This window comes from Pseudoduganella albidiflava (assembly GCF_004322755.1).
Lineage (GTDB): Bacteria > Pseudomonadota > Gammaproteobacteria > Burkholderiales > Burkholderiaceae_D > Rugamonas > Rugamonas albidiflava.
The window spans coordinates 6,911,176-6,931,645 of record NZ_CP036401.1; the positions used below are offsets into that span (position 1 = coordinate 6,911,176).

17 protein-coding genes are annotated in these 20,470 nt (G+C 64.1%); 7 read left to right on the forward strand and 10 right to left on the reverse strand.

Annotated features, from left to right (window positions below):
- Window positions 1–14: 14 nt before the first annotated feature.
- Window positions 15–3,659: a trifunctional transcriptional regulator/proline dehydrogenase/L-glutamate gamma-semialdehyde dehydrogenase gene (gene putA / locus EYF70_RS28720; protein ID WP_131148417.1), complete on the reverse strand. Its 3,645-nt coding sequence runs from the start codon at window positions 3,657–3,659 to the stop codon at window positions 15–17.
- Window positions 3,660–3,885: 226 nt separating this feature from the next.
- Between putA and EYF70_RS28725 the strand changes: the two genes are divergently transcribed.
- Together EYF70_RS28725 and EYF70_RS28730 are read left to right on the forward strand one after the other, a co-directional pair.
- Complete coding sequence (locus EYF70_RS28725; RefSeq protein ID WP_130186877.1) at window positions 3,886–4,341, forward strand: Lrp/AsnC ligand binding domain-containing protein; 456 nt, start codon at window positions 3,886–3,888, stop codon at window positions 4,339–4,341.
- A 40-nt stretch (window positions 4,342–4,381) separates the two neighbouring features.
- Window positions 4,382–5,932: a methyl-accepting chemotaxis protein gene (locus EYF70_RS28730; protein ID WP_131148418.1), complete on the forward strand. Its 1,551-nt coding sequence runs from the start codon at window positions 4,382–4,384 to the stop codon at window positions 5,930–5,932.
- A 198-nt stretch (window positions 5,933–6,130) separates the two neighbouring features.
- On the opposite strand, the gene EYF70_RS28735 is transcribed toward EYF70_RS28730, so the two are convergent.
- Window positions 6,131–7,099, reverse strand: coding sequence for a LysR family transcriptional regulator (locus EYF70_RS28735; protein ID WP_131148419.1), 969 nt, complete (start codon window positions 7,097–7,099; stop codon window positions 6,131–6,133).
- A gap of 108 nt (window positions 7,100–7,207) precedes the next feature.
- Here EYF70_RS28735 and EYF70_RS28740 point away from each other — a divergent pair, with 108 nt between their 5' ends.
- Window positions 7,208–7,495, forward strand: a complete 288-nt coding sequence (locus EYF70_RS28740; protein ID WP_131148420.1) for a hypothetical protein — start codon at window positions 7,208–7,210, stop codon at window positions 7,493–7,495.
- An 89-nt stretch (window positions 7,496–7,584) separates the two neighbouring features.
- Here the strand turns inward: EYF70_RS28740 and EYF70_RS28745 are convergent, their stop codons facing one another.
- The 5 genes from EYF70_RS28745 to EYF70_RS31430 all read right to left on the reverse strand — a co-directional run bounded on the left by EYF70_RS28745 (window position 7,585) and on the right by EYF70_RS31430 (window position 11,339).
- The gene (locus tag EYF70_RS28745) at window positions 7,585–8,172 is read right to left on the reverse strand and encodes a chalcone isomerase family protein (RefSeq protein ID WP_131148421.1); all 588 of its coding nucleotides are present in this window, start codon (window positions 8,170–8,172) and stop codon (window positions 7,585–7,587) included.
- Between the two features lie 106 nt (window positions 8,173–8,278).
- Window positions 8,279–8,536 carry a YfhL family 4Fe-4S dicluster ferredoxin gene (locus tag EYF70_RS28750; protein ID WP_131148422.1) on the reverse strand — a complete coding sequence of 86 codons (258 nt, stop codon included), beginning with the start codon at window positions 8,534–8,536 and terminating at the stop codon, window positions 8,279–8,281.
- A gap of 10 nt (window positions 8,537–8,546) precedes the next feature.
- The gene (gene coaD / locus EYF70_RS28755) at window positions 8,547–9,038 is read right to left on the reverse strand and encodes a pantetheine-phosphate adenylyltransferase (protein ID WP_130186883.1); all 492 of its coding nucleotides are present in this window, start codon (window positions 9,036–9,038) and stop codon (window positions 8,547–8,549) included.
- Window positions 9,039–9,121: 83 nt separating this feature from the next.
- Window positions 9,122–9,754, reverse strand: coding sequence for a 16S rRNA (guanine(966)-N(2))-methyltransferase RsmD (gene rsmD, locus EYF70_RS28760; protein WP_174800437.1), 633 nt, complete (start codon window positions 9,752–9,754; stop codon window positions 9,122–9,124).
- A 280-nt stretch (window positions 9,755–10,034) separates the two neighbouring features.
- Window positions 10,035–11,339 (reverse strand): NUDIX hydrolase N-terminal domain-containing protein, encoded by a 1,305-nt coding sequence (locus EYF70_RS31430; RefSeq protein WP_218943738.1) that lies wholly within the window; start codon window positions 11,337–11,339, stop codon window positions 10,035–10,037.
- 89 nt (window positions 11,340–11,428) lie between these two features.
- On the opposite strand from EYF70_RS31430, the gene EYF70_RS28775 reads away from it, so the two are divergent.
- On the forward strand, window positions 11,429–12,187 hold the full coding sequence (locus EYF70_RS28775; RefSeq protein ID WP_131148424.1) for a DeoR/GlpR family DNA-binding transcription regulator: 759 nt from the start codon (window positions 11,429–11,431) through the stop codon (window positions 12,185–12,187).
- Window positions 12,188–12,191: 4 nt separating this feature from the next.
- Here the strand turns inward: EYF70_RS28775 and EYF70_RS28780 are convergent, their stop codons facing one another.
- Window positions 12,192–13,064, reverse strand: coding sequence for a DUF6279 family lipoprotein (locus EYF70_RS28780; protein ID WP_131148425.1), 873 nt, complete (start codon window positions 13,062–13,064; stop codon window positions 12,192–12,194).
- 40 nt (window positions 13,065–13,104) lie between these two features.
- On the opposite strand from EYF70_RS28780, the gene glmU reads away from it, so the two are divergent.
- Window positions 13,105–14,481, forward strand: coding sequence for a bifunctional UDP-N-acetylglucosamine diphosphorylase/glucosamine-1-phosphate N-acetyltransferase GlmU (glmU, locus tag EYF70_RS28785; RefSeq protein WP_131148426.1), 1,377 nt, complete (start codon window positions 13,105–13,107; stop codon window positions 14,479–14,481).
- 117 nt (window positions 14,482–14,598) lie between these two features.
- Here the strand turns inward: glmU and EYF70_RS28790 are convergent, their stop codons facing one another.
- Window positions 14,599–15,195, reverse strand: coding sequence for an acyl carrier protein phosphodiesterase (locus tag EYF70_RS28790; protein ID WP_165497812.1), 597 nt, complete (start codon window positions 15,193–15,195; stop codon window positions 14,599–14,601).
- 669 nt (window positions 15,196–15,864) lie between these two features.
- Window positions 15,865–16,329, reverse strand: coding sequence for an Lrp/AsnC family transcriptional regulator (locus EYF70_RS28795; protein ID WP_131148428.1), 465 nt, complete (start codon window positions 16,327–16,329; stop codon window positions 15,865–15,867).
- A 193-nt stretch (window positions 16,330–16,522) separates the two neighbouring features.
- On the opposite strand from EYF70_RS28795, the gene glmS reads away from it, so the two are divergent.
- Together glmS and EYF70_RS28805 are read left to right on the forward strand one after the other, a co-directional pair.
- Window positions 16,523–18,352: a glutamine--fructose-6-phosphate transaminase (isomerizing) gene (glmS, locus tag EYF70_RS28800; protein ID WP_131148429.1), complete on the forward strand. Its 1,830-nt coding sequence runs from the start codon at window positions 16,523–16,525 to the stop codon at window positions 18,350–18,352.
- A 536-nt stretch (window positions 18,353–18,888) separates the two neighbouring features.
- Complete coding sequence (locus tag EYF70_RS28805; protein WP_131148430.1) at window positions 18,889–20,442, forward strand: eCIS core domain-containing protein; 1,554 nt, start codon at window positions 18,889–18,891, stop codon at window positions 20,440–20,442.
- Window positions 20,443–20,470 lie beyond the last annotated feature (28 nt).

A 20,470-nucleotide genomic window follows, 5' to 3' on the forward strand; every position in this document is an offset into this window, starting at 1 on the left:
ATGCATCGAACCCGTCAGGCGCCCAATGTCATCAGGCTGGCGTTGCCGCCCGCCGCCGTCGTGTTGACGCATAACGCCCGTTCGGCAATCAGCCGCCACAGCGGGATCACGCCTTCCGGCGTCGTGTCGATGACGCCGACCACCGCGCCATCGCGCTCGGCCAGCGGCACCCTCACCTGCGCCGCCAGCGACGATTCCACCAGGGCGATCTGGAAGCTGTCCTTCAGCGCCTCCAGGCTGCCGACGACCTGTACGCGGTCTTCCACGGCGGGCGGCAAGTCCGCGGGCACGAGTGAAGTCGCATGCGCCACGATCACGGCACGGTTGCCGGTCGCGAGCGTGGCCGCCAGCTGGTTCAGCAACGCGTCCTGGGTGTCGGCAAAGCAGGCGATCGTGCCGCGCGCCTCGTAGCGCAGCGTATTGCGCTCGCCGGTCGGGCCCGGCAGCACGATCTCGGTGCCGAGCGGTGTCGACCGCACGTATTGCTCGGCCAGCGTGGCCAGCGCCTCCTTGCCCTTGGCGCGCAGCCACACGGCCAGCGCATCCACGCTGGGCGTCGATTGCCGCGCATGTGTCTCGAGCGGCGCCGCGCCCCGCTGCAGCCGTTTCAGGTACAGCGGCCCGCCCGCCTTCGGGCCGGTACCGGATTTGCCTTCGCCACCGAACGGCTGCACGCCGACGACCGCGCCGACGATGTTGCGGTTCACATAGATATTGCCCACGTGCGCACGCTGCGCGATGTAGTCGATCGTCTCGTCGATGCGCGAGTGAACGCCCAGCGTCAGGCCGAAACCGCTGGCGTTGATCTGGTCGATCACCTTGGGCAGGTCGGCGCGCCCGTAGCGGATCACGTGCATTACCGGTCCGAACACTTCCTTGGTCAGCTCCGCCAGCGAACGGATTTCCAGCACGGTCGGCGGCACGAACGTGCCCTGGGCGGCATCGGGCAAGCCCAGCGAGAAATGCGCGACACAGGTGCGCTTGGTGCGTTCGATGTGCGCCAGCAGGTTTTGCTGGGCCTCGGCATCGATGACGGGCCCGATATCGGTCACCAGCCGGTCCGGGCTGCCGATCCTCAGTTCGCTCATGGCGCCCTTCAGCATGCGGATCGTCTTGTCGGCGATATCGTCTTGCAGGAACAGCACGCGCAGCGCGGAACAGCGCTGGCCGGCACTGTCGAACGCCGACGAGATCGCATCCTGCACCACCTGCTCGGGCAAGGACGAGGAATCGACGATCATCGCGTTCTGGCCGCCCGTTTCGGCGATCAGCGGGATATCGCAGTGCTCCGCCACCGCCCGCTGCGCCAGTACGCGATTGATCAGCTGCGCCACTTCCGTCGAGCCCGTGAAGATCACGCCCTTGACGCGAGAATCGCTGCACAGGGCGGCGCCGACTACGTCGCCGCGGCCAGGCAGGTATTGCAGCGCCACGCGGGGGATGCCCGCTTCATGCAGCAGTTCCACGGCGCGGTGCGCGATCAGGGGCGTCTGCTCGGCCGGTTTGGCCAGCACCACGTTGCCGGCCGCCAGCGCCGCCGCCACCTGCCCCGTGAAAATCGCCAGCGGGAAGTTCCACGGGCTGATGCAGGTCACCGGCCCCAGCGCCAGCACGTTTTTCTCGTGGCGGATCTGCTGCGCGTAGTAGCGCAGGAAATCGACCGCTTCGCGCACCTCGGCAATGGCGTTCGGCAGCGACTTGCCGGCTTCGCGGATGGCCAGCGCCATCAGTTCGAGCTTGTTGGCTTCGAACAGGTCCGCCGCGCGCATCAGCGCATCGGCGCGCGCCGACGGTTCCACCGTCTGCCAGTCCATCGCCGCATGGCTGGCGCTGGCCAGCGCGCGGGCCACGTCGGCGGCGGTGGCTTCGGTCACCTGGCCCACCAGATCGCCGTGATGTGCCGGGTTGCATACCGGCTGGACCGGCTGGACCGGCTGCTCCGCCGGCGCAGGACCCGCCAGCAGCGGTGCCGCCGTCCAGGTGCGCGCCGGAGCCAGCGCCGCGGCGACCTCGCGCAGCACATCCTCGTTCGACAGGTCGATGCCTTCGGAATTGCCGCGCTCGGTGCCGAACATGTCGCGCGGCAGTGCGATGGCCGGGTGCGGCGCACCGCCCTGCCGGCGCGCCAGGTCCAGCGGATCCTGGATCAGCGTGTCGACGGGAATGGCTTCATCGACGATCTGGCTGACGAACGAGGAATTGGCGCCGTTTTCCAGCAGCCGGCGCACCAGGTAGGCCAGCAGCGTTTCATGGGTGCCCACCGGTGCGTAGATGCGGCAGGCCTTGTCCAGCTTGTCCTTGCCCACCACCTGGTCGTACAGTGTTTCGCCCATGCCGTGCAGGCACTGGAATTCATAGTCGTCGATGCCGTCGCGTTTGGCCCACGTGTAGATGGTCGACAGCGTCTGTGCATTGTGCGTGGCGAACTGCGGATACAGGACGTCGGTGCTGGCCAGCAGGCGCTGCGCACACGCCAGGTACGAGACGTCCGTGTACACCTTGCGCGTGTAGACCGGATAACCCGGCATGCCGTCGACCTGGGCGCGCTTGATCTCGGCATCCCAGTACGCTCCCTTGACCAGCCGGACCATGAACTTGCGGCCGCTGCGGCGTGCCAGGTCGGCCAGGTAATCGATGACGAACGGGCAACGTTTCTGGTAAGCCTGCACCACGAAGCCGATGCCCTCGAAGCCGGCCAGGTCCGGGTCCTGCGCCAGCGCTTCCATCAGGTCCAGCGACAGTTCCAGGCGGTCGGCCTCTTCCGCGTCGATGTTCAGGCCGATGTCGTAGCCTTTCGCCAGCAGGATCAGGGCACGCAGGCGCGGCAGCAGTTCCGCCATCACGCGCTCGCGCTGGGCGCGGCTGTAGCGCGGATGCAGGGCCGACAGCTTGACGGAGATACCGGGACCATTGCGGATGCCGCGGCCATTCGAGGCGCGGCCGATCGCATGGATCGCCTGTTCATAGCTGGCGTAATACTTGGCCGCATCGGCTTCCGTCAGCGCGGCTTCGCCCAGCATGTCGTAGGAATAACGGTAGCCGCGCGCTTCGTTGTCGCGGCCATTGCGGATCGCCTCGTCGATCGTCTGCCCCGTCACGAACTGGTTACCCAGCATGCGCATCGCCAGGTCCACGCCCTTGCGGATCAGCGGTTCGCCGCCCTTGGCGATCAGCCGCGTGATGGCCGAGCCCAGCTTCTCTTCGCTGGACGAACCGACCAGCTTGCCCGTGACGAGCAGGCCCCAGGTGGCCGCGTTGACGAACAGCGACGGCGATTCGCCCAGGTGCTTGCGCCAGTCGCCCTTGCTGATCTTGTCGGCGATCAGGCGGTCGGCCGTGGCCTGGTCGGGAATGCGCAGCAGCGCCTCGGCCAGGCACATCAACGCTACCCCTTCATCGGACGACAGCGAAAACTGGTGCATCAGCGCGTCCACGCCCGAGGCGCGGGTGCGCTTTTCACGCACCGCCGTCACCAGGCGGCGCGCCAGCGCCTGGGCGTCCTGGGTAACGGCATTGCCGCGGTCGCGGATCTGGGCCAGCAGCCATTGCACGGCGGTGCGTTCGTCGCGCCGGTAAGCGGCCGTGATCGCCGCGCGCAGCGGAGACGGGTCGCGCAGGATTTCGGCCTGCAAGGCGCTGAAGGGAACTGGGGCATTCATGGGGAATCTTTATCGAAGAATGGTTGAGAGAACGGCCGCCCCCTAACAAAACACGCCCGGCAAACAGGGTCTGCGGAGCGTGCGGTGGTCGGTTCTTGCGGCGATTGCCAATGATTCGATTGTATGCGGGATTCTTCTGGATTAATTCTGGTAATGCTGGGGGCTAGCCATACAACATTTTTGATGAGAGAATTTAACCAAATAAAATTAAAGGTGGGGATAGACGATGCTGGACAAGATCAGTAAAAAGATCCTGATGGAATTGCAGAGCGATGGCCGCATCAGCAACGTGGAGCTGGCGGCGCGGGTGAACCTGTCGCCGGCGGCCTGCCTGGAGCGGGTGCGCAAGCTGCACGATTCAGGCTACATCCTGGGTTATACCGCCCAGCTGAACCCGCAACTGCTGGACGTTTCGCTGCTGGTGTTCATCGAAGTGGTGCTGGACCGTACCACACCGGAAGTGTTCGACGCCTTCAAGCATAGCGTACAACTGATTCCCGAGGTGCTCGAATGTCACATGGTGGCCGGCGGTTTCGACTACCTGGTGAAGGCGCGCGTGAAGGACATGGCCGCCTACCGGGAGTTCCTTGGGAAAACATTGTTGCAAAAAGGCGTGCGGGAAACGCATACTTATGCGGTAATGGAAGAAGTCAAGAATACCAGCAAGTTGCCCATCAAATGAGCACGGCCCGTCTCCCCGGCGCCGCGCCGGAGGAGACGAGATGCAGCGCGCAGCATTGCAACAAGCGGGATGGGCCGTTGGCGCCATCGTGGCGGGCGTTGGTTGCGCCTGGCTGGTGTTTGGCACGGCGGCGCTCTGGCCGGCCTTGCTGGCCGCACTGATCGCGGTACTGGCCCTCCACCTTGCCCGCCTTGCCGGCACCAGCGGCCGGGATGACGGACCACGGCGCTTCGCCGCCACCGTGGGCAACGAGATCGATGCCATCATGATCGGCGCCGCGGAAACCTCGTATTTCATCGACTCGATCAAGAAAAAGATCGGCGACGACGTCGACACGGCCGGCAGCATCGCCACCGCGACGCGCCAGAATGCCGCCACCACCGACCAGATCGCCGCCAATGCCGAGCGGGCCGCCGTGGTGGCACACCGCGTCCGCGAGGAAACGGTGGCCGGCCGTGCCGAGGCGGACAACGGGCTGTCGCGCATTTCCGGTGCCAGCACGGCCGCGCGGACAGCGGCGGACACGATGGCCGCGCTGCGCCAGAAGGCAGGCCGCATCGCCGGTTTCACGGACGCGATTTCCGAGATTTCCGCACGCACCAACCTGCTGGCGCTGAATGCCGCCATCGAAGCGGCGCGCGCGGGCGAACAGGGGCGTGGCTTCGCCGTCGTGGCGGGCGAAGTGCGCCAGCTGGCGCAGCGCACCAAGGCCGCCACCGACGAGATCAGCCAGATGGTGCGCGAGATCAACGATGAAGCGGAAAAGGCCAGTACCGGCATGACCTCGCTGGCCGATGCCGTCACCGGCGCGGCCGGCAATGTGCGCACCGTGCACGGCCTGCTGGCGGCGATCGAACAGTCGTCCGGCAGCGCGGAGCAGGAAATCGATGAAATCGCCCGGGCGTCACGCGAACAGGTGGCGACCGCCCAGGTGATCGCCGATGCGATCGCGCGCATCCGCGACGGCATGCTGTCCACCGACCGCGATCTGCCGCGCGTGGCGGCGTCCGCGATGGCGCTGGCCGACCGCGCCGAGATCATTGCCGGCGCACTGGCCGAGGCGGATGTGCCGACGTCGCATGACGCGGTGCGCGCCGCGGCCCAGCGCGCGGCAGCCGAGGTGGGGCGGATTTTCGAGGACGCGCTGGCCAAGGGCCAGATCACGCGCGAAGCCCTGTTCGACCGCCGCTACCAGCCGATTCCCAATACCAATCCCCCCAAGTACACCACCCGCTTCGACAGTTTCACGGATAGGGTGCTGCCACCGCTGCAGGAAGGTTTGCTGGCCGCGATGCCGCAGCTGGCCTACGCCGGGGCGGTCGACGATGGCGGCTATTTCCCGACGCACAACAAGAAATATTCGCAGCCGCTGACCGGCAACTACGACGTGGACATCGTCAACAACCGGACCAAGCGCATCTTCACCGACCGCACCGGCAAGCGCTGCGGCAGCAATACGCGGCCGTTCCTGCTGCAGACCTACAAGCGGGATACGGGAGAAGTGATGCACGACCTGTCCGCGCCGATCTACGTGCAAGGCAAGCACTGGGGCGGGTTCCGGATCGGGTACAAGTCGGCGGAGAAGGGGTGAAGCGTTTGGCTCAAGCAGGGACAGACGCTATTGCCGTTTAGATAGTCCACCCCAGATGCAAAATCAGGGGTCAGACCCGGCGGGTCTGACCCCAGCCCTTTGCTGTTGGGGTGAATGCATGCGCTTTCAATGCGTTGAGTAGCGCTTAACTTAAACGCGCCAGGGAGAAGACACTGTTGTTGAGGCAGTTCCTCGCGGTCAGTGCGTATCGGCCTTCGGCAAAGTGCCGGGCGCCAGCCGCTGCGCGCCCTGCTGCATGCTTTCCAGCTGCGCGCGCAGCCATTTGTGGGCGGGGCTGCGGGCATCGCGTTCGTGCCACAGCATGTCCAGGTGCACGGCGGGCAGCGTGAACGGCAATTCCTTGTACACCAGCGCATCGGTCATGCCGGTGGAAGCGATCAGGTGCTTCGGCAGCACGGTGATCAGGTCCGAGTTGGCGACCACGCGGCCGGCCGTGAAGAACTGGTTCACCGTCAGCAGGATGCGGCGTTCGCGCTGCAGCTGCGCCAGCGCTTCGTCGACCAGGCCATGCGCGCGGCCGGAGAAGCTCACCAGCAGGTGGTTCGCTTCACAGTAGTTGTCCAGCGTCAGTTCTTCCTTGGCCAGCGGGTGGTTGCGGCGCATCACGCACACATAGATCCCGGAATACAGCCGCTCGTGGCGGATCGGCGATGCCGTTTCATACGACAGCTGTGCCGCCACGCCGGGGAAGAAGCCGACGGCCAGGTCGATATCGCCACGCAGCAGCATCGGACGCGGTTCGCGGGTGGTCAGCGGCACCATGCGCACATTGATGCCGGGCGCTTCCGCCTCGATCGAGCGCATCAGCGACGGCAGGAAGAACGCCGCGGTGGCATCGGCCATGGCGAGGCGGAACGTGGCGTGGGCTTTCGACACATCGAACGATCCCGGCGCCACCGCCGCTTCGAGCGATGCGAGGGCACTGCGCACCGACGGCCACAGCGCTTCCGCACGCGGCGTGGGCTTCACGCCATAGGCGGTACGGATCAGCAATTCATCCCCCAGGCTCTCGCGCAGGCGCTTGATGGCGTTCGAGACGGCCGGTTGCGTCATGGCCAGGTGGCCGGCGGCCCGGGTCAGGTTTTGCTCCGTCATCACGGCATCGAAAACACGCAGCAGGTTCAAATCGAGTGTCAGGAAGCTCATGATTCAGTCATTCAGGAAAGTGATGATTTATATTGGGAAACGAAATTGGATTGATATGTTGCGCTGCACTATAGTTACGGTAGATTCTATACGTAAACCGAGAAAAACATGTTCAATTTCGTTTCCGCAACCCAATTCTTGCCGCTGAGTGTAGGCGACGCGCTGCAAGTATTGATGGTGTGTGCGCTGGCTGTCGGCTTCCTGGTGCTGTTCAAGCCCCTGCTGCGCGGGCTGGCGCTGGCTGCCGTGCTGGTCGTGAAGCCGAAACTGACGAAGGAACAACGCCTGCAGCGCCGCCAGATGCGCGATGCCGCCATGCTCAAGCGCATGATGAATTCGCAAAAAGCGTCTCCCAGCGAGGCGGCCGAACTGCAAGCCCTCGCTTCGCGCGCTTAATCAAAGCTGAGTATCGGCGTCCGAGCCAGGCGCTCAAGCAAAAACCCGGGACCGCGCCCTGCCGCGGTCCCGGGTTTTTTCATGGCCGGTCAGCCGCCCAGCAGTTTCGGCTTCAGGCCCGTGTCGGCCGGGTCGTTGCCGATCCAGATGCGCAGGATCGCGTTATGGAATGCCACGTCCGGCACCGTTTCGCCGATCTTCCGGCCATTGAGCGTGCAGACCGTGCCGGTGCCGGGAATCCAGTCCACCAGCAGCACGTCGCCTTTCTTCAGGCCGGGAATGGCCGCGAACATTTCGCCGAACGTCTTGGTCTGCGGCAGCAGGCGCGTGCGTTCAGCGGCGTCCGTGTTCGCGTTCAGGCCTTTCATGAACGCATCGCCGAAGTCCTGCGACGTCAGGTCGCGCAGGCTGACGATCTGGATGCGGCGCGGTCCCTGGGTCGCCAGGATATCGGCCACCGAGGTCTTCTTTTCCGGCAGGTACAGGCCCAGCGCGTAGACCTTGAAGATGACCTTGGTGCGCACGCCGGCACCGTTCAGCTTCAAGGGTTGGCCATTGACCGTGGCGGTGTCGTCGAACTTCACGCCGGCCACGTCGGTGGCGGCAACGGCGGGCAAGGCGGCGGCCAGCAGCAGCGCACAGGCGCCGTGCAAGACCAGTCTGCGGGAAGAATTCATCGTGTCTCCGGATCGGTGTTGTGGAAGTGCCGTTGCACTATACCACTGCCCTGTCCGGCTCACGCACGATCATGCTTTTTCGTGGCGGCGCCGCTTCACGCGCGTTTCAGGCGGCCTTGGCCGCTTCCAAGCGCTCGTATTTCGCGCGCAGCTGCTCTTCCGATTCGCGCCATTCCGGGTTGAACGGAATGCACGCCACCGGGCACACCTGCTGGCATTGCGGTTCCGAGAAGTGGCCGACGCATTCGGTGCACTTGTCGGGATCGATTTCGTAAATTTCCGGACCCATGTAGATCGCTTCGTTCGGGCACTCGGGCTCGCAAACGTCGCAATTGATGCAGTCGTCGGTGATCATCAAAGCCATGGCAAAACCTTTAAGCGGCCTCGTTTGCCGCGATTTTCTTGCGCAGCCAGCGGTCGACGGACGGGAACACGAACTTCGACACGTCGCCGCCCAGCTGGGCGATCTCGCGCACGATGGTGCCCGAGATGAATTGGTACTGGTCCGACGGTGTCAGGAACAACGTTTCGACATCCGGCAGCAGGTAGCGGTTCATGCCCGCCATCTGGAATTCGTATTCGAAGTCGGACACGGCGCGCAGGCCGCGCACGATCACGCGGGCATCGTGCTGGCGCACGAAATCCTTCAGCAAGCCGGAAAAACTCTCCACCTTCACATTGGGATAATGGCCCAGCACCTCGTTGGCGATTTCCAGGCGTTCCTCGACGGTGAAGAATGGATGCTTGTTCTTGCTGTCAGCCACGCCGACCACCAGCGTGTCGAACAGCCCCGATGCACGGCGCACCAGGTCTTCGTGACCACGGGTCAGCGGGTCGAATGTTCCCGGATAAACGGCTACAACCATTGGGTTCCTCGTTTTTGCACGGAATAGACGCGCATTATGCCTGAAACGGAATGTGCCTTCACCGCCGGGGACCGCCGCAGCCGCTATACCGCCCGGCGCTGCAACAGGTGGAAGTGCACCATGCCGGCCTTGTCCTGGCGTACCACGTCCCAGTTTGCCAGCCACTCCGGGCTCTCGCCTTCGTCGGATACCAGGGGCAGACCGGATTCGGCATAGACCAGGCCGCCTTCGGAAACCAGCTTGTCGCACAGTGGCAAGGCGCGCGTCAGGAAATCTTCCTGGTACGGTGGATCGAGGAAGATCACGTCGAACCGCTGGCCCCGCTGCGCCAGCGATTGCGCCAGCGCCAGCGCATCGGCGCGCTGCACCACGATATTGGTGGCGTTCAGTTTTTCCTGGATCGCCTGGAGCTGGCGCACGATGGTCGCGTTCGCGTCCACCATCGTCACCTGCTGCGCCCCGCGGCTGGCCGCTTCGAAGCCGAGCGCGCCACTGCCGGCGAACAGGTCCAGCACGCGCAAATTGCCCCAGTCGCCCTTCAGGTGGTTGAGCCAGTTGAATACCGTCTCGCGCACCCGGTCCGGCGTCGGCCGCAATCCCTGCGCCTCGAGTACCGGCAACGGCGTGCGCTTCCAGCTGCCGCCGATGATGCGCACCTGCTTGGCGTGCTGCGGACCGTGGACGGGAACTTTGGCGGCGGGCTTTTTCTTTTGCATGGCGACGTGACGCGGAAATGAGGCGGGCACTATACCACGCCGCATTTGTTGCCAAAAAACGGGGACAGTCCCCGAATTTCAGCAACGTTTTCTGTCGCGCTTAGCCAACATTTAGTAGTGGGGAGTGCCACAAAACCACGGTTTGTGAACCGGTCACTCGCTGGCCTTGTACCCCTGGCGTACCCGCGTACTCTGGTGAATGCCCACATTGTTAAATGTTGCCAAAAAATGGGGACTGTCCCCTTTTTTGGCAACAGTTGACTTGTCCGTGCTTGAGTGCTCAGTCGCACAAGGTGGGCAAGTCCGGGTTTTCCGCGAAGGCGAACAGCGTTTCCAGCTGCGACAGCGTGACCCGGTCGACCGACAGATGCAGCCCGGGCAGCTCATGGCGCGAGACCCACCGTACCTCGCTTGTCTCAGGAGTGTCCGCCAGCAGCGCGCCGCCAGTGGGCCGGCACAGCACGAACGCCTTGTACACGTACCACGCCTGGGGCGGATGCGGGTGCACGCGCTTGTCCCACAGGGCCAGCAGCCGCACGGCTTCCGTGTCCAGGCCGGTTTCCTCGCGCACTTCCTTGACCGCCACCTCGAACGGCGTGCAGCCGACGTCCGCCCAGCCGCCCGGCAGCGACCAGCGCCCGCCGTCGTGCTTTTCACGCGCCATCAGCACCTGGTCGGTACCGTTGAACAGCACCGCGCGGATGTCGACCTTCGGTGTCGGATAACCGCGCTCGAGCGCGATGGCATCCCGCAGCTGGGCGACGGGCTGGCCCGTCAGGTGGCTCAGCATCTGCTGGCTCAGCGCCAGCACTTCCTGGTAGCGCTCGGCATCGAATACGTGGGGATCGTAGGCCAGCCCGGCCTGTGCGAGCGCCTGCAGGCGTTGGGCGATGCCCAGCCACATGCCGCCCGCGGCGGCGCCAGCGTGCAAGCGCGGCCATAGCCAGGAGCGCAATTCGCCGACGGAATCGGCCAGCAGGTCAGGCGCCATCGCACGCAATGTCGCAGTGTCCGCGGTCTCCGCCCATGCCGCGGAGACGATGGGCATGCCCACCGCGCGGGCGGCGGTGATGTCGCTCGGCGCGTCGCCGATGTACACCGCGTCCGCCGGCAACAGCTGCCAGGCCGCCAGCACGTCGCGCAGCGCCTCGGCCTTGCGCGGACCCTGCGGCGAGCCCGTCTCGATCACGTCGAACATGTTTTCCAGCCCGAACTGGCGCAGCGATAAACGCGTGCTTTCCGCGCCCTTGCCCGTCACCATGCCCAGGCGCACGCCGCGCTGGCGCAACGCATGCAGCAATTCGGCCATGCCCTCGAATACGGCGGGATAGTCGGCATGCTTCGTTGCGTAGTGGCGCAGGTAGGCTGCCAGGCATTCGTCGTACTGCTGCGGTGCCAGCGCACGGATCGTGCCTTCTTCGGAAGGGCCGAACGTGGCGACAATCTCCGCATCGCTCAACGTGCGACCGGCCACCGGTTCGATGGCGCTACGAAAGGCTTCGATGCACAGGGGAAGCGTGTTGGCCAGTGTGCCGTCCAGATCGAACAGCACGGCGCGGAAAGGGCCGGGTGTAAGCGTCATCATAAAGATTCCGGAAGTGTCAATGATGCCAAGCCTACCATTTTCTTGCAGATTATTGCAAGAAGCTGCAAAATGCCGCAAAAACTCTTCTCATGCATGCCATGCTCAAGCACGAACGTTTCCGCCGCATCCTCGACCAACTGCAACGCCACGGCCAGGTGCAGCTAGGCGAACTCGGCACAGCGCTGGACGTGTCCGAGGATACGATCCGCCGCGATATCGACGAACTGGCCCGCCAGGGCGCACTGACGCGTATCCGCGGCGGCGCGCTGCTGCCCTCGCCGATCCCGAACGCCTACCAGGCCCGCGAACAGCACGACGCGGTGGCCAAGCAGGACATCGCCCGGAAAGCACTGGCGCTGGTGGCCGAGGGGCAGCTGGTCATTCTCGATGGCGGCACCACGGCGGGATGGCTGGCGCGCCAGTTGCCCGCCATGGGCAAGCTGACGGTGGCCACGCACAGCCTGCCGGCCGCGCTGGCGCTGCTCGATCACCCGGCCATCGAGGTACGCATGGCCGGCGGCCGCGTGCACGCGCAGTACCGCGTCAACCTGGGCGCGGAAACGGTGGATTTCTATCGGCACTTGCTGGCCGATGTCTGCTTCATCGGCACCTATGGCTTGCACCCGTCAGCTGGCCTGACCGTCGCCGATGCGGAGGAAGCGGCCGTCAAGCGCGCCATCGTCAACGCATCGAAGCACGTGGTGGCGCTGGTAACGCCGCAGAAACTGGGCACGGCCGCCTCGTACGTGGTGTGCGAGGCGGGCCGCATCGATACGCTCGTCACGGCCGGACCGGTGCCCGATGCCGAACTGGCGCCTTATCGCGACCTGGGGATTCGCGTGCTGTGACCGCTCACTTGACTTCGGCCGCCAGGGTATTGAAGTCGTTGATCCAGCCCTGCATGCGTTTTTGCGCGTGGGCTTTCTGCTCCGGCGTGGCGATGCCGATCACCGTGTGCACCAGGCCGATCGATGCATTGGTATTGGCTTCATAGAAGGCCTTGCGCTCGGAGTTGTCCAGGCGCGCGAAGCTTTCCCGGATCAGGCTCTGGATCTGCGCGACTGCCTGTTCTCGCGAAGGCTTTTCCTGCATGATCCGGCGCGCCAGGGCCAGTACGTTGCGCTGGCGGCGCATGCGTTCGTCGAGCCAGATCGCGTTATCGAGTGGCCGCGCATCCGATGCCTTGCGGATGATCTCCTTCTGCTCGCGCGAGAAGCTGCCGAACCACAGTTCGAACTGCTCCATCGATTTCTTGTAGCGGAATTCGTTCTGGTCTTCGCGATCGCCCTTCATGTTCTCGCGGCGGAACTTGTCGTTATTCTTGGCGAACTTCTTTTCCATCTGCGCCAGCTGCTCGGGCTTCAGCGACAGCGCCAGGTCGGCGATGTCCGGCGCCGCCTTCAGCAACAGCGCCTGGGTGCGGGCGCGGATATCGTCATAGTCGGCGCGCAGGTCCGCCGGCGTGGGATTGCCCCGCAACTGTTGCTGGGCGCGCTGCAGCACGTGCACGTAATCCTGCAACTGGGTCTTGCGGTGCCAGCGGAACAGGTCGTTGATGTCCTTCTTGACCTGGTCGCTCTGTTCGTCATCGAAGTCGACATAGTTGTCCAGCCACCAGTACAGCAGCGTGTCGCCATTGTTATAGGCCAGTTTCAGTGAACTGCACGCCGCGACAAGCGCCAGCAGGGCAACCAGGAACCACGTACGGTAGGACGATGTCTGCATGTTAAACTTTTACATATTATTAACTTAACGAATTCAGCTTATGAACGTTGTCATTCTCGCTGCCGGCATGGGCAAGCGCATGCAATCGGCCCTGCCCAAGGTACTGCACCCGGTGGCAGGCAAGCCGTTGCTGGCGCACGTGATCGATACGGCGCGTGGCCTTGCCCCGGCTAAATTATGTGTGATTTACGGGCATGGGGGCGCCACGGTGCTGTCCGCTCTCGAGGAGCAGAAGGCACGCGGCGGCGTTGAAATCTCCGCGGCGCTGCAAGAACCGCAACTGGGCACCGGCCATGCGGTGATGCAGGCGCTGCCCGTGCTGGATGAAGCGGTACCCACGCTGGTGCTGTATGGCGACGTGCCGCTGACCACCACTTCTTCGCTGCAGCGCCTGGTCGATGCGGCCGGTGCCGACAAGCTGGGCATCCTCACGGTGGTGCAGGAAAATCCGTTCGGCCTGGGGCGCATCGTTCGCGAGGATAATCGCATCGTGCGCATTGTCGAAGAAAAGGATGCAACGGAAGAAGAGCGCGCCATCAAGGAAATCAATTCCGGCATCATGTGCATCCCCACCGGCCACTTGAAAAAATGGCTGGCGTCGCTGGAAAACAAGAACGCGCAAGGCGAGTACTACCTGACGGACATCGTGGCGCGCGCCGTCGCCGATGGCGTCGAGGTCGTGTCCGCGCATCCGTCCGCGGAATGGGAAGTACTGGGCGTGAACAGCAAGGTGCAGCTGGCGGAGCTGGAACGGATCCACCAGAACAACCTGGCGCGCACGCTGCTGGAAAAAGGCGTGACCGTGCTGGACCCGGCCCGCATCGATATCCGCGGCGAACTGGTTTGCGGCCGCGATGTGACGATCGATGTCGGTTGCGTCTTCGAAGGCAAGGTCACGCTGGCCGATGGCGTGACGGTCGGCGCGCACAGCGTGATCGTCGACGCGACGATCGAAGCCGGTGCGCAGATCAAGCCGTTCTGCCACATCGAGGGCGCCACCGTCGGCCCGAAATCGCTGATCGGGCCCTATGCGCGGCTGCGCCCCGGCACCACGCTGGGCGAGGATGTCCACGTCGGCAACTTCGTTGAAATCAAGAACAGCCAGGTGGCCGCGCACAGCAAGGCCAACCACCTGGCCTACGTGGGCGACTCGGAAGTGGGCTCGCGCGTCAACATCGGTGCCGGCGTCATCACCTGCAATTACGACGGCGCCAACAAGTTCCGCACCATCATCGAGGACAACGCCTTCATCGGCAGCGACAGCCAGCTGGTGGCCCCGGTAACGGTGGGCGCCGGCGCCACGATCGGTGCCGGTACCACGCTGACGAAGAACGCCCCGGCCGGCATGCTGACGATTTCCCGGCCGAAGCAGGTCACGATCGAAGGCTGGCAGCGTCCGGTCAAGGCCAAGAAGTAAGCAACAGGCAGGTACGGCAGCCTGGCAGTCATTGGCCAGGCACGCCGCCAAGCAAGCAGCTCCAGGCAAGCAGCTATAAGTACGCAGTTCTAGGCAAGCAGCTCCAGGCAAGCAGTTCTAGGCAAGCAGCAGTTGCGCCCTGCGCTCTTCCGCGAACCGCACCAGGTCGGGGAAGAAGCGCTCGAAACCTGCCGCGATGGCGTCGCGGTGCCGCACCAGGTCCTGCACGCCGTCGCGCAGCAATTCGCCATTGCGGCTCAGGCGGCGCGATACCCGCGCGATCGTCCCTTCCACGCCATCGAACGTGGCGTAACCCCCCAGCCAGTCTTGCCGCACCAGGTAGGGCAGCATCTCGCGCAGCCGCGGCGGCAGCATCGGCTCGTGCGCCGCCAGCGCGTCATAGAAGCGGGCGATCAGCAGCGCGCGCGGCACGTCGCACCACTGGTGCCAGTGCCGGCTCAATTCATGGTCGTAGAACACATCGAGCACGATGCCCGCATAGCGGCGCCGGCCTTCGCCGAACAATTCCTTCGACGCCAGCACGGCCGGATGGCTGTCCGTATAGCTGTCGATATGACGGTGCAGCGTGATTTCGCGCGCGATCTCGGGCGGGTACGCCGCGACATCGTTCGCCTTGACGAAGTCGCCCAGCATCGCGCCGACCATCGCCGCATCGGTATGCCGGGCCAGGTACACGTGGGCCAGGTAATTCATGCGCCATTCTAGCCCCTGCCGCCCGGCCCCGCTGTGGACAAGCGTGTGCACAAGCCCAGGTAAAACCGGTGGGCAGCCAGTGTGCAATGTCGTACGCAGGCTGGAATCGCCGGTAAACATGCTATCGATGCCCGTATGGGGATAAGGTTGTGGGCAAGCCTGAGCAAAAGGCCGGGATAAGCCGTGGATAGCCCTGTATGGCTTGTAAATCGGTGTTTTTGATGTGGCGGCAGCGCTGGATAAGTTTGTGGAAAAGCCCTGGGAAAACATGTGGGCAGGTGGCTTTCAAACGTTCCCGCAAGCTGCCTTGCCTGCTCATTTGGCACGACGAGCGTCTGTCGTGTCTCCAGGATGGAGGTGGCGGCGTGGTCTCCGGGCGTCGGGGAATAACCACCCCATTTACGCACAGCCGAAAATTCCTGGGGCCCTTGCCCGGCATACGGGTGCACGCGGCTGCAGCAATGCCGCGCCCCATGGCCTGGCAGCCAAGGACCGGTGCACACGGCTGTGGGAAACTTTGTGGAAAACCTTGTGATCAAGCCGGTATAAGGGCCTGCATAACCTTGTATAAGCTGGAGATAACCGGGGTATCAGCAGTGGAAAAGGCGGTGGACAAGCACGTGCGCAGCCTGTGGATGGCGGTGGATAACCATGGATAAAGCCGGCCGGTCAAACGGCGATGCGGGTCTCGAATTTGCTGCGGAACGTGGAGAAATACGCCTTCACGTTGCGCACATTGGCATGGCTCGTGAACAGGCGATGGGCCAGCGCGTGATAGGCTGGCATGTCGCCGACCTGCACGACCAGCACGAAATCGGGTCCGGGCGACACCCGGTAGCACTGCAGTACCGCCGCTTCCTGCGCCACCAGCAGCTCGAACTCGGCCATCCTGTCCGCCGCCTGCACGTCCAGCGTGACTTCGGCGATGGCCGTCAAGCGCGAGCCTACCTTGTCGGGCGCCACGATGGCCACCTGGCGCTCGATGATGCCGGCATCGCGCAGCGCCTTGACGCGGCGCAGGCAGGTCGGGGCGGACACATGCACGACCTGCGCCAGTTCCGCATTGGTGATGGCGGCGTCTTCCTGCAACGCATTCAGGATGCGGCGGTCCAGCTCATCCAGTGAAATCTCCATGTCTTCCTTTCTGTATCGATATGCCAGAGGCTGCGTGAGAAATATAAGAACAGAATTCGGGTTTGGACGGAATAATATTTCATGACTAGTTAATGACGAAATATTATTTCATATATCGACATAATAAGTAAGCATATTTCCATCCCAGTGGACTACCATTGTCGACATATCAACATTCACTGTAGAGGTCACCATGTGCGGCATCGTCGGCGCGGTAGCGCAACGTAATATCACCCCGATCCTGATCGAAGGCCTGAAGCGCCTGGAATACCGTGGCTACGATTCCTGTGGCGTCGCGCTGCACACGGATGGCCGCCTGCAGCGTTCGCGCAGCACGTCGCGCGTGGCGGAACTGGAAAAGCAGATGCAGGAAGTCGGCCTGCAAGGTTTCACCGGTATCGCCCACACCCGCTGGGCCACGCACGGCGCGCCGGCCTCGCACAATGCCCACCCGCACTTCTCGCCCAATTCCGATAACGCCCGCATCGCGCTGGTCCACAACGGCATCATCGAAAACCACGACGAACTGCGCGCCGAGCTGACGGCACTGGGCTACGTGTTCCAGAGCCAGACCGACACCGAAGTGATCGCCCACCTGGTCGATCACCTGTACACCGGCGACCTGTTCGAGACCGTGCAGCAGGCCGTCAAGCGCCTGCATGGCGCCTATGCGATCGCCGTGTTCTCCCGCGAAGAACCGCACCGCGTGGTGGCTGCGCGCCAAGGCTCGCCGCTGATCGTCGGCCTTGGCAAGGGCGAGAACTTCGTCGCATCGGACGCAATGGCGCTGGCCGGCACCACCGACCAGATCATCTACCTGGAAGAAGGCGACGTGGTTGACCTGCAACTGGGCCGCGCCTGGATCGTCGACGTGAACGGCAAGCAGGTGGAGCGTGAAGTGAAAACCGTGCACGCGCACACCGGCGCCGCGGAACTGGGCCCGTACCGCCACTACATGCAGAAGGAAATCTTCGAGCAGCCGCGCGTGGTGGGCGATACGCTGGAAGGCGTGACCGGCATCATGCCCGAGCTGTTCGGCGACGGCGCCCACAAGGTCTTCAAGGAAATCGACCGCGTGCTGATCCTGGCCTGCGGCACCAGCTACTACTCGGGCCTGACGGCCAAGTACTGGATCGAATCGATCGCCAAGGTGCCGGTCAGCGTGGAAATCGCCAGCGAATACCGCTACCGCGACAGCGTGCCGAATCCGTCCACGCTGGTGGTGACGATTTCCCAGTCCGGCGAAACGGCCGACACGATCGCCGCGCTGAAGCATGCCCGCTCGCTGGGCATGGAAAACACGCTGACGATCTGCAACGTGGCCACCAGCGCGATGGTGCGCGAGTGCAAGCTGGCGTACATCACCCGCGCCGGCGTCGAAGTGGGCGTGGCGTCCACCAAGGCCTTCACCACGCAGCTGTCCGCCCTGTTCCTGCTGACGCTGTCGCTGGCGCAAGTCAATGGCCGCCTCACCGACGAAGAAGAAGCCGCGCACCTGAAGGACATGCGCCACCTGCCTTCGGCGATCTCCGCCGTGCTGGCGCTGGAACCGCAGATCATTGCTTGGGCCGAGGATTTCGCCCGCAAGGAAAACGCGCTGTTCCTGGGCCGCGGCATGCACTACCCGATCGCCCTGGAAGGCGCCCTGAAGCTGAAGGAAATTTCGTACATCCATGCCGAAGCCTACCCGGCCGGTGAACTGAAGCACGGCCCGCTGGCGCTGGTGACGGAAGAGATGCCGGTGGTGACGATCGCCCCGAACGATGCGCTGATCGAGAAGCTGAAATCGAACATGCAGGAAGTGCGTGCCCGCGGCGGCCAGCTGTACGTGTTCGCCGACGTCGATTCGCGCATCACCTCTGGCGAAGGCGTGCACGTGATCCGCATGCCGGAACACTACGGCTGCCTGTCGCCGATCCTGCACGTGGTGTCGTTGCAGCTGCTGGCGTATCACACCGCGCTGGCACGGGGCACGGATGTGGACAAGCCGCGGAACCTGGCGAAATCGGTGACGGTGGAGTAAGGGCGGTTTCCGCTGTGACTAGCGCGAATACGGTTGGTCGGGGCGGAATCAGGTTGGTCGGAGCGGGCCTTGCCAGCCACCAGCCCAAGGGTGGCGGCAACAGGGATGCCCATGTACAGTGAACGCTGCGACTGGCCGCTTCCGGCTGCGGGAAGCGGCCGTTACTCCGACCAGCTTATTGTTTGCGGATCGGGACACGGCCCGAGCAACTCAGCGCCGTGTTTTTCGCCCCACACATACATGAACCCTCTGATGCGCCGGCACGTTACGCGACCTGCGCCGCCTCATTGTTGAACTGCTGAACCCAGTCCATCTGCGCTGCTGGCGGCCACCTGCCTTCTTGCCCCCTCAGCACACGGATGTAGAGGACACGCCAGCCGGGCACACGCCAACCTCGCCCGGCGCATCCGGCCTGCAGCACCCCTCCGATCCCGCCACCACCACCTCCCCCTGCCGCGCGTGCTAACATCGCCGCACCAAGGTCCGGCAATGCGGGCCACCGTCGGGCTGGTTCCTTCAATGAAGAGGAGCATGTCATGCTGGCACTGGAACAGAAAAAATCATCGGGCGGCCGTACCGGCGGTCCTCTCGTACAGCGCCACGCGGCCCCAGCACCTGTCACTCAACCTGAACGCATCCCGGCGCCACCGCATTCGTGTGCATGCGGCGGTTCGTGTCCCCGCTGCCAGGCCAGATCCAGCCTTGCCATCGGTGTCGTGGGCGCGCAACGGCCAGCCAGCGCGGCGCCCGTTCATGTATTTCGTCAACCGCGTATCGCCACGTCGCCCATGCCCGTGGCACCGCATGGCCGCCCTTCATCCGGAACGGTTGCGCCGGGCCAGGCCGACGCCGCTGCCAGCGTCGCCAGCGTGCTGCGCGCGCCGGGCCAGTCGCTGGACACTGCCACGCGGGCCCGCATGGAGGCAGGCTTTGGCCATGACTTCGGCCATGTCCGGGTGCATACGGATCGCCACGCGGCGGAATCGGCCCGGGCCGTTTCCGCCCACGCCTACACGGTTGGCCGGAATATCGTCTTCAACGCAGGCCAGTTTGCGCCGGGTACCGCGCACGGCGCCCGCCTGCTGGCGCACGAATTGACGCATGTGGTTCAGCAGGCTGGCGCAGGCCCCACGCCGGGGAACATCATGCTCGGCCGCGCCGGGGACCAGGCAGAGCACGAAGCCGACCGGGTGACAGCGCAACTGATGCCTGCCCCGGGTTCAGCGGTCCTGGGTGCCGGGGCGGTCCGCGATATCGTGTCGCGGGATGCACTCCCGGTGCTGCGCCGCTGGAAAACCGACGGCGACACGGCCACGTCGGATAGCGACACCGATACCCTGGGTGGCCTGGCGAAAAAGGCCGGCGCCCATTTCAACGACTGGAAATGCATTCGGCCGGTCAGCATGCGTGCGGCGACCCTGGCCGCGCCACCGGCCAATTTCAACGCGCGATATGAGCTCTACATCAACAAAGGCGACCAGTTCGATATCTCGAACCTGACTGCGACCACGGGTTCAACGTTAAGCATCCATCTGTTCGACGCCACTGCCGAGCCTAACCATGCAAACCTTGCTGCACTGTTTTATCCGGGCAGCGTGTCGAGCACCGAGCCCGATGTGGATCTCGAACTTACTTCCAACGGCGGGGCTTCCCCAATCGCCGACATGGTAATTTTCGGGCACGCCGGGGGTGGCTCGATGTGGGGTGGCGCCGGCAATTTTGCGCCGGCGGGATTCAATCCTGAAGAACCGCCGCCAACTTACCCGCTGGCGAACGCCGGCCTGTTTCCCCGACGTTGCTGGTTCACCCGCAACGCAGCGGTCCGCTCGGTTGGCTGCGACTCGCAGGCGTGGGGAACGGATTTCGCATCCCACTATTTGCGGACAGGCGCAAACGTGACCACGACAACAAAATCGGTTCGCCCCAAATGCAGCGCGCCATTGTTTGTCAACGGAACTTGCCAGTCATTCGACGGCCTCGATTTTGCCAGCTCATCCCAGATCGGTGCACCGATGCTCGATGGGCCTTTCTGGACGGTAGCCGAGTTCCATGCTGGCAAATTCTGGACGACGATCAAAGGAGCGTTGTGATTTATAAGCGATAGTCAGCTGATACGCG